This is a genomic window from Micromonospora sp. II (assembly GCF_001709195.1).
Taxonomy (GTDB): domain Bacteria; phylum Actinomycetota; class Actinomycetes; order Mycobacteriales; family Micromonosporaceae; genus Micromonospora; species Micromonospora chalcea.
Genome location: NZ_LYXF01000057.1, coordinates 410,959 through 423,840 on the forward strand (window position 1 = coordinate 410,959; position 12,882 = coordinate 423,840).

The 12,882-nt window shown below is 66.8% G+C and carries 8 protein-coding genes; 3 read left to right on the forward strand and 5 right to left on the reverse strand.

Annotated features, from left to right (window positions below):
• Nucleotides 1-147 precede the first annotated feature (147 nt).
• Nucleotides 148-780 carry a nucleoside monophosphate kinase gene (locus A8711_RS25130; protein ID WP_069089497.1) on the reverse strand — a complete coding sequence of 211 codons (633 nt, stop codon included), beginning with the start codon at nt 778-780 and terminating at the stop codon, nt 148-150.
• Between the two features lie 886 nt (nt 781-1,666).
• The gene (locus tag A8711_RS25135) at nt 1,667-3,067 is read right to left on the reverse strand and encodes a hypothetical protein (RefSeq protein WP_124778995.1); all 1,401 of its coding nucleotides are present in this window, start codon (nt 3,065-3,067) and stop codon (nt 1,667-1,669) included.
• Between the two features lie 481 nt (nt 3,068-3,548).
• Here A8711_RS25135 and A8711_RS25140 point away from each other — a divergent pair, with 481 nt between their 5' ends.
• Nucleotides 3,549-3,977, forward strand: coding sequence for a hypothetical protein (locus tag A8711_RS25140; RefSeq protein ID WP_069089499.1), 429 nt, complete (start codon nt 3,549-3,551; stop codon nt 3,975-3,977).
• A 126-nt stretch (nt 3,978-4,103) separates the two neighbouring features.
• Here A8711_RS25140 and A8711_RS25145 read toward each other — a convergent pair whose 3' ends face one another.
• Complete coding sequence (locus tag A8711_RS25145) at nt 4,104-4,472, reverse strand: cyclic-phosphate processing receiver domain-containing protein (RefSeq protein WP_069089543.1); 369 nt, start codon at nt 4,470-4,472, stop codon at nt 4,104-4,106.
• A gap of 427 nt (nt 4,473-4,899) precedes the next feature.
• On the opposite strand from A8711_RS25145, the gene A8711_RS25150 reads away from it, so the two are divergent.
• Nucleotides 4,900-5,469 carry a hypothetical protein gene (locus A8711_RS25150; RefSeq protein ID WP_233607859.1) on the forward strand — a complete coding sequence of 190 codons (570 nt, stop codon included), beginning with the start codon at nt 4,900-4,902 and terminating at the stop codon, nt 5,467-5,469.
• 1,555 nt (nt 5,470-7,024) lie between these two features.
• Here A8711_RS25150 and A8711_RS25155 read toward each other — a convergent pair.
• Both A8711_RS25155 and A8711_RS25160 read right to left on the reverse strand, forming a co-directional pair.
• Nucleotides 7,025-7,492 carry a hypothetical protein gene (locus A8711_RS25155; RefSeq protein WP_069089500.1) on the reverse strand — a complete coding sequence of 156 codons (468 nt, stop codon included), beginning with the start codon at nt 7,490-7,492 and terminating at the stop codon, nt 7,025-7,027.
• A gap of 453 nt (nt 7,493-7,945) precedes the next feature.
• On the reverse strand, nt 7,946-8,779 hold the full coding sequence (locus A8711_RS25160) for an IS5 family transposase (RefSeq protein ID WP_069089545.1): 834 nt from the start codon (nt 8,777-8,779) through the stop codon (nt 7,946-7,948).
• A 902-nt stretch (nt 8,780-9,681) separates the two neighbouring features.
• Between A8711_RS25160 and A8711_RS25165 the strand changes: the two genes are divergently transcribed.
• A complete protein-coding gene (locus tag A8711_RS25165) occupies nt 9,682-12,870 on the forward strand; it encodes a DNRLRE domain-containing protein (protein ID WP_176722873.1) in 3,189 nt (1,062 codons plus the stop codon).
• The last annotated feature ends 12 nt before the right edge of the window (nt 12,871-12,882 follow it).

Sequence of the window (12,882 nt, forward strand, 5' to 3'; positions counted from 1 at the left end):
ATCGGTCGAACTCGGCGTTCGTTGATACCGTCCGGTCGCCGACGCGGGTGAAGGCCAGGCGTGGCGAGTGTCAACGCGGCCGAGTAGTTCACGGAGCTGGCGCGTGGGTGGCTTTTGCTGTGTCCGCCTGGCGGGGCGCTCGCCGGGTCATGCGAGTGCTTCCGTGGTGATCTCGGCCGGGGTGAGGGCGGCGTCGATGGAGGTCAGCTTGCCCAATGCGCGGTAGTGGTTGAGCGTGACTACTGCGGATGGTCGGTAGGACTGCAGGCCCGCGTTGATGCGGTCGGGGCTGTCGTCGGCGCGTTGGAACAACTCGCCTCCGCAGCCGTCGCAGACGCCGGGGCGTGTGGGGGCGGCGAGCTCGGTGTGCCAGGTTCTGCCGCAGCCGCGGCAGGTGCGACGGCCGGCCAGGCGGCGTAGGACCTCGGCGTCGGGTAGGACGAGGTCGATTGCCCGGTCGAGGGGTGTACCGAGGTCGGACAACAGGGCGTCGAGCGCCACCGCGGCCACGACATGGTTGGGGAAACCGTCGAGGACAAAGCCGCCGGCAACGTCAGGTTGGGTGAGGCGGCTGCGGACAATGGACAGGAGCACATGATCCGGTACGAGTTCACCAGCACTCATATGCTGCCGGGCCCGCAGCGCCGTCGGGGTGTTCGCCCGAATCTCGGCCTGGGCGGCGTTCGCCAGGCTGATGGAGGGAACGCCGAGACCCGTGGCAATGGCGCCGGCGACGGTCTCACGACCGGAGCCGGGTGGTCCGAGAACAGCCAAGCGCACCCGCGCAGCCTATAGGTGCGGCAGTGGACGGCGACGGGCGTCGTGACGGTCGTCGCTGGGTACGGCTGCGATCGGTTCGGTGAGCTTGCCTGACGGATGCCCGGAGGCCGAGATTAGGGGAGCAGGATGGGAGCAGGCAGGTGCACTGAACGGCGCTGGACAGCGCCCAACGGCACTGAACGGCGCTCAACTGCACCCACCACGACCTGCAGGTATCTGTTTGCGCAGGTCAGAGTCGGTACAGCGTCCTGCTTCACACAACTGCACTCAACGGCACCGAACAGCAGTCAACGGCACTCTATGTCGCCTGGCAGGAGAGTATCTGCAGGTCAAATCGGTAAGGCCCTCGCAAGCATTGATGCTGCAGGTGGGTGCAGATTGGGTGCACGTTGGCGAAGTGGTCACCGCGCCCGAAGTGCTCATCGAGATCGCGCCGAGTCGGGTGCTCTGACCTGCGGCGGTACAGACGACTGGATAGGCGTGACTTCCCAGAGAAGACCGAAGAGGTCAGCCTTCGCTGCTCCCCGCCTGGTCGGTGCCGGCTGTCGTCGTGGAGGCCGCTGGCGTCGGTTCAGACGGTCTTTTGTATCGATGCACGTCCCTGGGATGGGCTGTTCTGTTGTCGGTGTGGATCCCGGCAACTGAGACTCGAATCCCATCAGCGAGCCTCTGACCAGTGCTTGTTGCTCAGAGACCTCTTCGGCGAACCCGAAGGTGTAGTAGCCGTGAAGATCGCCGCGAGGGAGCCCGGTCGCAAGCATGAGGTCGACCGAGGCCGAACCTTGCGTGACGCGCGCGGTGCACGCGACGAGACGGTCCGGTGTTTCAGCTGCGGGATGCTGAGTAGTCGTCGGCGACGACCAGGACCTGCTACCGATGAGACTGCTCAGAACGGTAGCTCATCACTCGCGCTGCCCCACGGCTCCGGAGAGGGTGATAGAGGCGGCTCATCCGTGGTGCGGTAGCTGTGGTTCGTCGGCTCGTCCTGGCCGATCGGTGTCTTTAGCGCCAAGACGACCTCGTGGGTCTTTGCCCGCTCTACGACGACCTGCGCTACGGCGTGGGTGCCGGCTCGTGTCGTGCCCGCGAAACCGCGTCGGACGAGCTCGACGAACACTTCGCGCGGTAGGTAGCGAGTATTGCTGTACGTGACCTCGAACCCGGTGCGCGGGCCGGTGCGGAGTGAGCCGTCCGCCAGCGCGAGCCGCAGGTAGTCGGCCGGTACATACATACCCTTGAGCACGAAGGGATCACCGGGTGCGAAGTCTCCATCACGGACGAACTTGAACCAGAACGGGCTTGGGGCCATCCGCCAGTCCTTTGAGTTCACCGGTTCGTTGGGACCAATGTCCATTCGCTGCAGATGCTTGACGAGCTCGTCCTGACTGGTGTATGCCCAGCGTTGTCCAGCGCCGTCACCGCTGGCGGGTCGGCGGACAAGACGCTTGTACTGCACGAGAGTGAAAATCTGGGCGACCTCGTCGTAGTACACCAGGTCGACGCCGAGCGCCTGCTCCAGCGGTTTGCGGTTGACGTTCATAACGGTTAACGCGAACCGATCGCTGGTAAACCGGGCGACACTGGCGCTCCGCATCTGCAGTTGGTTGTGCGGGTCAAACCGCCGCAGGTCCTCGGCAAGTAAGTCGTCCTCGTTGTCCATCACGTACAAGGGGTTGAAGGTGGCACCGAATGCGGTACTCGAGTCGAGGCCGTCCCCCGGCGTATAGAGCAGGTCGTCCGGAGCGGCAATGCCTGCGAGGTCGATCGCTAGAGAGACCGCGTCGCGTTCTTCGCGTAGGCGCGCGGCGTGCTCGTCGGCCACCGGCGATTCGGCCTCTCGTAGCGACGCGAGCCACTCTGCAGTAGTGGGCGACAGCCGCTGCAGCGCTGCGAGAACCGCTTGGCCGCCCTGCGGAGGCAGCCGGCTAGGTGTTAGTAGCGCCGGCAAACGGTGCTGCAGGTCCAGCCGCCGTCGTACCGCCTCCGGCAGCGCCGCTATCAGTTGAGCGACGGGCACTGGCTCATCTAGCGGCTGCACTGGGGTGACAAGGGTGCGGTCCTTGCCGGTTGCAATCTGTTGCGACCTGCGCGCGACGCCGACTAACACAAGGGCGGGTTCCTCCCCGCCGCGGTCGCTTGAGGTGCCGCCGACACCGAGCAGGAGCGAGCCAGGCTTTGGCCGCTTCTGCCGATAGAACACATCCGTCACGCGGCCGGGTAGACGGCGTTCCTCCATGTCAACGATGACGTCGTCGACCGCCCAAAGGACTACGTCGCGGGCCAGCATGCCCATAGCGTGCCAGGAATGGGTCGGGCGGAACAGCCCGCAGCGGAGGTGAGGGTGCTGTCCGAGCGGGGGCCCGGACAGGCTGAGTGAACCTGCTCCTGCGCGGCCCGAGGCGCTGATGTCAGTTCCCTCCCCCTGCCACCTCACCCCACCGAGTGAGACAGAACTCCTCGTCGAGCACATAGGGGTGGCAGCCGCTGGTCATTCGTTTTCACGGATGCGTTTCCGGTGTCCACAGGGGCACCAGCCTGCGCGACCGGGGGACCATTCCCGCTGACCCGGTTGCACCGGCGGTGTCGTGCCGAGGTTAGGGGAACAGAGGGAGGCACTGAACGCTGCCGCAGTGGACGCTGCCAACGTCCGGTTGAAGTGACCCCGACCCGTAGCTCCCGACGCCACTCCGACCTTGCGAAGTCGTGTACGACTCCGTATGCTATGCGGAGCCGTACACGATGCCGTAGGGATGGGGTGAGCGAAGAAAATGACAAATCCCGTTCGAACCGCCTTGGCCCAAGCCATCGCCGACACGGAAGCCCTGCTGGGCAGGCTGAAAGGAACGCTCGCGGCGATCGATGGCGAGGCGACTCTCGACTTGGGGCGACAGGGAATATGGACAAAGGGTGAAGTGGCAGCACTGTGGGAGAGGTCAAAGCACCTTCCGGGCGTCAGAGCCCTATTTGAGATCACCGCGAGCCGGGTTGAAGAGCGGGTGACGTTCAGCGACCTCATTGCTTACTCCGGCCTCGACAGCCGGCAGCAATCCAACGAGCATGCTCGGATGAGTCGTATTGCTGCTGAACTCTTTGGCGCCAAGCGCTGGCCGATTGAGAACTGGCAAGGCTCGGCAGGCGAGATGATCTACCGCATGAGGGGCGACGTCGCGGCCTGGTGGCGAGAGGTCGCACACTAGCTACTGCAGCGGCTACAGGGGTCGCCGAGACATCGAACGGCCAACCGGCGTGCACACCGGTGCCCGGATCTGGCGCGATCCGCCACAGATGAAGAACGACTGTACGTGACGGCGTGGCCGGATCGATCAGCTCGCGGGAGGACCTTTGTCGTAGCCGACGTCTGAGCAACCCGACGCGACGCGGACCCGGTAACCCCAGCGCCTCAGGACGAGCGCGATTCTCGCGGCACCGCCCGGGTTGGCGGAATGGACGACGACCACACCGATGTTGAAGGGGCGGTCGTCGAAGGCGGCCTGTTCCAGGACCTCTACCACCGGCCAGATGGTGTCGTCGCCGCCCAGGTCGTGGTCCAGCCACAGCTCGTCCAGCCGACCATCCCGGTAGCGGGTAAGAAGCTCGACTCCGGCAGCGCTCGTACGGGCCACCTCCGCGCGGCGGCCATCGACGAATGACCGAAGGTCATCGATCAGAGCGATCGCTCGTCGGGCGTCCACCCGGTCATGATGCGCGGGCACCGCCACACGTCGCCATCCGGTTTCGCCGGCGGAGCAGGCGCCGAGAGCTGTCGGGGGGTGTTGCGGTGATCCAGGCCGGTGGCGAAGCCGCGGATTCGGGGCATCCGGCCTGGCGGGCGCGGTTGATCCAGGTGTCGAGGTGCTGCTCGGTGCCCTGGTGGCGGACCAGCCCGGCGGACCCGCGGGCGAGGCCGGCGACGGTATCGAGGTCCGGTGACGTGGCGGGCCGGACAGCGTCCTGCTCCCCAGGGGGCGGGGTCGTCAACTGCAACCACCTCAGTCGTCGACGTTGCCCCAGAGAGCACAAACGCCAGGGTCCGGCCGAGGCCGTCGCAGGCGAGGTGAATCTTGGTGGTAAGTCCACCTCGGCTTCAAACCGACGTTGCTGGGTTCAAGCCCCGATGGCATGGTGATTCCGGTCAACCTTGGCCTGCTGGCGGCGCGAGCGCCGGTATCGGTCAGGCGTCGGGCGGCTGGATTGGGCTGTCATGATGACGACGTGTTGTCCTGGACCCGGCCGTATGAAGATCCGATGCGGCTCTTCACCGGCACACTGGCGGTGCTCGGTACGTTGCTCTTCGCGTTTGTTGCTTTTCAGGCGGCCGCTCACTGGCAGCAGGTTCGGTTGGCTGCGGTGTTGGCATTCGCTGGATTCGCGACGGTATGGTGCACCTTCGCATGGCGGTTTCACCGTACTGCGCTCGTGGTCAGTCGATCGGGGGTTCGGGTGCGCTGGCTGTGGCGGACGCGCACGATCGTGTGGGAGCAGGTTCGAGGGTTCCACAGCGGTCCCGATTGGCTGGTGCAGGAGCGGCTGTGGTTGCAGCTGTGCGACGGGACCAAGGTTCGGACGCCGGTCCGGAGGCGCCGCGCTGGCGTAAACCGCCTTCGCGACGGCGGCACGGTTCTCGCATCAGAACGCTACGAGGAGCTGCTTGCGGACCTCGCGAGCTGGAAAGCGGGCGTACGTCGTTGAGTGCCCGTTGGTTGCCCTGGCCGGCTCTCGACAGTGACGGCTACCGACGTAGACGGCTGCAGCAATCGGTCCAGACGAGGCGGGTCGCCAGGCTCGGGCGCGGACAGTAGCCCAAGGTCGCGGACGGCCCCGCTGGCCGACGTGCTCAGAACTTGCAGGCGACAGCTCTAGCGCAAACGGTCGACGAGGGACTCGGCACAGCAACAACACTCGGCGTGCGATTCGGCATGCGCGAGCTGGGGTGCCGTTTAGGCGGGTGCGCCTGGCTGGCGAATGCCCGGAGGGAGCGGTCTGGGAGCTGAGGGACCCGGTTGCAAGCGAGGCGGCAACCGCGCCACAGCCGAGGACTCGGCACCGCGCGTCCAGTATCAACCCGGGCACCGGCCTGCGCGATATGGACCGCGACCGCCGACAAGATGCGCGGGGCCTCGAGCCCGGAGATTGGGGGAGCAGGCTGGGAGCAGACGGATGCAGTGAACGGCATTGAACAGCCGCCAACCGCACTGAACGGCGCTCAACTGCACCCACAATGACCTGCAGGTTCTCGTTGTTACAGGTCAGAGTCGGTGCGGCGTCCTGCTTCACACAACTGCACTCAACGGCAGCGAACAGCAGTCAACGGCACTCAATATCGCCTGGTGGGGGAGTGTCCGCAGGTCAGGCCGGTAAAGGGCTTGTGGTGGCTCGCACCTTACAGGTGGGTGCAGATTGGGTGCAGGTTGGCGAAGTGGTCACCGCACCCGAAGTGCTCACCCATGCCGGGAAGAGCGGATGGCTTCACCTGCGGCGATGTGGGCAAGCGCCTGGCGTGACCTCCCAGAGAACACCGAAGTGGTCAGAGCGCGCTGCTCCCAGTCCTGCTGGTGCCGGCTGCCGCCGGGGATCCGTGACGCCGGTCGAGAGGGCCCTGCCGTATCGACGCATGGCTCTGGCTCGCGCCGTGCACGCGTCGATGTGATTCCGAGGGTTGAGACTCGAATCCCACCAGCAACGCGCTGGCCAGCGCTTCCTTGGCGATGACCTCTTCGGCGTGCCCGAAAGCTTCAGCACCCGTGGCTCGATTTCGCAGGCCGACGACGTCCGCTCATGGCTCCCCTCTGTGTCAAGACATCGCAGGGAGCGGGGTTCTAAGCTGGGTCTCGGCAGGTCCGGGAAGTGACTTCTCCGAAGAGCCGGCTTGGGGATGCGAGTTGGTCACGCTGGAGTCTGTAGTCGTTCCCCGGTGTCCTCCCGGGCCTGCCGCCACAACGTCGGGGTAACGTGGCACACGGCGACTTTGGGCGGTCGAGAGAACCGACGTCGTCGTGGCCCGCTGGCCGTGGGGCTGTCTGCTCGGGTCCAGTCGTGTGATCCAAGCACCCGCTTGTGCCAGGCCGAGTCCTCGGGTGACCTTCCGGAGGCTCTGTCCCTTGGCGAGCAGAGCCTGGAGCTATTCGTAGCGGCTACGCCTTTGGCGCACCTGCAGCCCTTGCTCCGCCCGATCAGGATCGGTATCGGCCGAGAGTTGGTGCAGGTTAGTACTGGCTGCCGGCGCCGGCTGGGCTTGCGGGGTGGCTTACGCGGCGGGTTCCGTCACGGCCTTGCGTACTTCGAGAAATTGGGTGGTGCGGTCGGCCTGCGGTCGGGACGAGAGGAAAACTACGACGCCCAGCGTCTGATCGTCGGCCCAGGCACAAACGATTAGGAAGACTTCGTCGGGTCGGCCACGGCCGCACCGTGCGGTGCCGCCCAGTTCCCCGGCGTCGACCGCCTCGTGGGAGTCGATGCGGTACGGCTGCAGCGCGCGCTCGATGGCCCCCTGCTGGTCGGTGATGGTGCCGGATGCGCCGCTGATCAAGACAGCGTCGGCGTCCGGTCCCTTGTTCGCGTAGGGCCAGCCGATGGCGCTGGTTGGTTGGCCGACTTCCCGCTTGAGCTTGTCCAGGTGCCGTTGGGCCAATCCGATCCCTTCCCGGTCCATGCTCTTCGGTAGGCCGAGCAGGGTTTCCGGGGCACGCAGCTTGCGGGCCGCAGGGGAGGACATTGTCTGGGTCGGCGTGGTGGTTGGCTGAGAGGTACATGCGGTGCTCAGTAACAGCGTGGCCGCTCCAACCAGCGAGGCAATGGTGGTCGGGAGCCACCGAGATTCAGTCCTAGCCATTGCAGTCACGTCCGTGGTTGATCGGGGGCAGGCCAGCTGCTGCGCGGGAGCATACGGCTCGCTGGTCGACGTGCTACGCGCGGCGTCATGCGTTGCCTGGCAGTGGTGGTCTGACCGCTGTGGCCTGCGTTGTCCTGCCGGTGAGGGGGATACGGCGCCGGTAGGCGGGCGAAGGCTGGGAAGTGGCGGCGGGGCTTCGTGAGGGAGTAACTGTCGAAGCCGAGCCGGTGCGCCAAGCGGCGCGAAGAGGGCGAGCAAGGGCATGTGAGCTTCGTGCCGGTCAGACCTCTCCGGCAACGCGGTTCGGGCCTTAGTGCGTGTTTGAGATGGGGTTGATCAGGTCCAGGTGAAGGTGCGGCGGGCTTGACGGCGTGCTGGTTGGCCGCGGGTGATGCGGCGGGTCATGCCGACGATCGCGGCCCAGCGGATGAGGGCCGCTGAGACGGCCGGTTGGCGCTCGTAGTCGCGGGCGAGCCGACGGCAGGCGGTGAGCCAGGCCAAAGTGCGTTCCACGACCCAACGGCGTGGGTGGACAGCGAAGCCGCGTTGGTCGGCGGGTTTGCGGACGATCTCCAGCGTGGTGCGCAGGGTGTCGCGGGTCCAGTCGACGAGTCGCCCAGCGAATCCCTGATCGGCGAAGACGTGCCGGATCGGGGTGACCATGTAAGCGCTGAGCAGGGCCGTCTTGGCTCCGTCGCGGTCCTGCCAGCTCGCGGCGAGCACGGTCACGGTGACCAGCAGGCCCAGGGTGTCGGTGATGATGAACCGTTTCCGACCGTTGATCTTCTTGCCCGCGTCGTAGCCTCGGCTGTCCCGGCCGACGGTGTCGGCGCCCTTCACGCTCTGCGAATCGATGATCCCCGCCGACGGCTCCGGCTGGCGGCCCTGTTGCACCCGGGCCTTGATCCGGAGCGTGGTCAGGAGTTTCTCCGTCACGCCGGCTTCTTCCCACCGGGTGAAGTACCAGTACACCGTCTGCCACGGCGGCAGGTCAGCCGGCAGATAGCGCCACGGGCACCCCGACCGCACCACGTACAGGATCGCGTTGACGATCTCCCGCCGCGGATGCTTCTCCCGCCGGCCGTCGGTGTTCGGTTCCGGCAACAGCGGCTCGATCAGCGCCCACTGAGCGTCGGTCAGGTCCGAGGGGTAGCCACGACGTGCAGACACCGCGCCACCCTGCCCGCCGCGGCAGCCGATGTCATGCCGCCACGCCGTCCACATCAGACCTTCTCAAACACGCACTTACAGGTGGGTGCAGACTGGGTGCAGGTTGGCGAAGTGGTCAGCGCGTCCGAAGTGCTCACTGGCGTCGAGCGGATAACAACGCCGTGGCCTGCGACGATGTGAGCGAGCGAGGGGGTATGACCTCCCAGAGAACTCCGAAGTGGTCATCGCCGGTTGCTTCCCGCCTGCCTGTTGTCGGCTTGTCGTCCTGGGCTCGCCGACGCCGGTCGCCGGGGCGATCCTGCATCGACGTGCGGCTCTAGATCCGCCACGGCGGAGTTGGTAGGGATTCCGGCACTTGAGACTCGAGTCCCACTGGCAACCATCTGGTCAGGCCTTCCTGGGCGGTGACCCCTTCGCGGGGCTGAAGTGGTCGGGCGAGGCCGCGTCCGGTTGGTGTTCGGCCAGGCATCGACGCGACTGGGCCCGTGCCGTGGCTGCGCCGCCGTGAATAAGCGGAACAGTGCTCCGAACGGCTATCGCAGCCGGAGGGCGCCGGTTGCCGGTTCATCGTGGGCAGTGGGCGCGGTGCCGTGGTTGTCAGAATCCTGCCGGCGTCGAGGGATGAGCCGATCGCGCTTCAGTCGGCGCTTGCTTCGTTACGTCATGTCATGACATCCCCGGAGGGCGTGTGGTTCTGAGTATTTATAGGCGTTTCGTGGTGGCAAGTTGTAACCGCTCTTTACAGAGACTGGTGCCGATCTCTAGCGTCTGCGTCGCCGGTCGGCATGATCACGGGGGGCGATGTGTTGCGGTGGCGGTTCAGTACGCGTGCGCGTGTCTTCGCTGGGAGACGTGCGTCTCTGGTGATGGCGGCTGTTCTGGCGGCGACATCTGCGGGGCCGGTGATCTTCGACCAGTCGGCGGCGACGGCGGAGGCCGGCTCCGCCGCGGCGGCCTCTGCGCAGAGCGGTGTGCTGCAGGCGGCGGATGAGGCGTCGGCGATGCGGTTGGCGTATCGCAGCCGTAAGCCGGTGCTGGTGTCGGACGCGACGACGGAGGTGTCGCGGTCGTGGGCGCAGCCGGACGGAACCGTGCGCGCGGAGTTGTCTGCGGCGCCGGTGCGGGCCAGGAACGCCGCGGGGCAGTGGGCGGATCTCGACCTGGCGTTGCAGCGGCGTTCGGACGGCAGTGTCGCTCCGAGGTTGGACGCGCGTGGGTTGTGGTTGTCGGGTGCGCGGTCCGCGGATGCGGATGCGCTGGTGGCGGCCGGTAGTGGTGCCTCTCGGGTGGCGTTGGGGTGGCGTGGTGTGTTGCCGGAGCCGACCCTTGACGGCACGACGGCCACCTATGCCGAGGTGAAGCCGGGCGTCGATCTGATGGTCGAGGCGCGCCGGTCTGGTTTCGCGTACTCGTTCCGGGTGAAGACGCCGGCGGCGGCTGCGTCTGTCTCGTCGATCAGTCTGCCGTGGTCGGTGGGTGCTGGTGCGGCGGCGGCGCGTTCGGCGGTGACGGCTGCCGGTGGCGCGCCGCTGACGGTGTCGCAGGGTGAGATGTGGGACGCGCGGACGTTGTCCTCTGGCGAGCCGCAGCACCGGGCGGACGTCAAGGTCGCGGCGGTGGCGACCGGCGGCGGCGTTGATCTGGTGATGACTCCGGACCCGGTCTTTTATCAGGATCCGGAGGTGACGTATACGGTGACGATCGATCCGTCGGTGAATCTGGGGCCGGCGTTCGACGGGTATGTGCAGGACACGATCGCGAATACCGACAAGTCCGGCGACACGACCCTGAAGTTGGGGTACGTCGTCGACGCGAACGAGGGTTGCCCTTCGGGCTGTAAGGCGCGGACGTTGATGAACTTCCAGCGGCTGGGTGGCCTCGACGGCGCGCAGGTGATCAGCGCGGAGCTGTTCCTGTGGAACTACCACTCCTACTCCTGCACTCCGGCGGGTTGGGAGTCGTGGCTGGTCAGTTGGGCTGACTCGTCAGCTCGCTGGGGGAACCAGCCATCGTGGCTGGAACGTGATGGCACCTCCACCGGTACCAAGGGCTACGGGGGATGCGCTGACGGCTGGGTGTCGGTGTCGGTGAAGAAGTCCTTCCAAGCCGCCTTCGACTCGGTGGAGCAGCAGTGGGCGCTGATCGGGCTGCGGGCGTCGAGCGAGTCCAGCAGCGCCGGCTGGAAGAAGTTCAACTCGTCGGAGGCGTCGGCGCACACCCCGTACGTGACGTTGGTGTACAACCGGACGCCGAACGTGCCCACCGGTTTGAAGATCGATTCCTGCTACTCGGCGTGTAGTTCGCCGGCGGTGGTGCGCTCGGGGACACCACAGCTCACGGCCACCGTGTCGGACCCGGACGGGGGCACCCTGCGGGCGGAGTACGCGGTGTTCAACAGCACCAAGGGCACGTTGATGGCGAAGTCCGGCACGGCGGTCACCGGGGTCGCGTCAGGCACGGCCAGGCCATGGAAGGTTGTGCCCTTGTCGGGCAAGACGCTGCCGGACGGGGTCTACTTCTGGCGGGTGCGCGCCTGCGACGCGACCACGTGCAGCGATACCACGGGTTGGCTCCAGTTCACCGTCAACACGCAGGATCCGTCGCTGCCGTCGGTGTCGGCGACCGCCTATCCACCGAAGGACACCGGCACGTGGAGCGGCGGCCCCGGTCAGGCCGGTTCGTTCACCTTCGGGCCGGGGTCGGCCAGCGACGTCAGCGAGTACATCTACTCGGTCAACCAGGGCAATGCGGTGACGGTGGCGGCCGGCGCCCCGCAGGCGGAGAAGTTGACCGCGAACCAGCAACAGGTGTCGTCGAACCTGACCGGCTTCACATCCGGCGGCTACGCCACAATCGCCCGTTCCACAGCGCGTGGTCACAACAGCTCCGACTCGCTGCAGATCACCCCGACGGCCACCGGCGGCACGGCGGGAGCGCCGTTCACCTACGCCACGGTCGGCGGGGACAACGGCGGTCTGCGGCTGGGCATGCAACCCGGCAAACGCTATCTGGTCACCGGGTGGATCTACGTGCCGGCGTCGACGGGCCTGACCGTCACTGACTGGCGAGGGTTGGCGATCGTGCCGATCTACATGAACGCCGGCAGCTACACCACCCTCGCCTCGAACCGCCCGACCGCGACCGACACGTGGCAGAAACTGTCGATCGTGGTCACCGTCCCGTCCACCGCGACGGAGGCGTTCGTGCGCCTCTACAACGGCATGACCCCGGGCTCGGGCAAGACCGTGTTCTGGGACGACCTGTCCCTGCGGGAGGTGACCGGCACGAGCACCGTCGAGTCGATCACCCCGGCGCGCGACGGGCTCAACGTGCTGCAGGTGCAGTCCCGCAACGCCGCCGGCGCCACCTCCGACCCCCGGATCTACGAGTTCCTTGTCACCCCGAGCAGCAACTCCTGGGCCTGGACTTTTGACGACGACCCGGGCAAGGACGCCGCCTCGGTTCCGGCGGGCTTCCCCGCCGTCTACAGCGGCACCGCCGACCCGCACACCCGCCCGGGGCGGATTGACGTGGCAGCGGCGACCCTGGACGGGACCGGCGTGTTCACCACCGCCTCACCGGTGCTCAACACCTCCGCGGTCAGCGGCTTCACCGTCGCCGCCTGGGTCAGGATCCCCGACGACACCGCTATCGCCGCGCCACACACCGCGGTGGCGCAGAACGGGGTGGCGACGAGCATGTTCACCCTCGGCTACCGCACCGACCGCGACGTCACCGGCGACGGCACACCCGATCCGGCGTGGTGCTTCACGGTCACGACCAGCGACTCGGCGACCAGCGGCCGTACAGGAGCGTGCACCGGCGATTACGTCGCCCCAGGGGACTGGGTCAGCCTCGTCGGATCGGTGGATCCCACCAACGGCGTGATCACGCTCTACGTCAACGGTCCCGACGCCATCGGCGGCACGAAGGCCACCGCCGCCTATGCGGGTGGCTGGTCGGCGACCGGCCCGCTCACCCTCGGCGGCGGATCCGCCGGCACGGAGCGGTGGCTGGGCGATGTCGACCACGTCTACGCCAGCCAGTACGTGTGGCCTGACGACCAAGTCCTTCAGTTCGCCGTCCAATGATCCGCGTCTGGT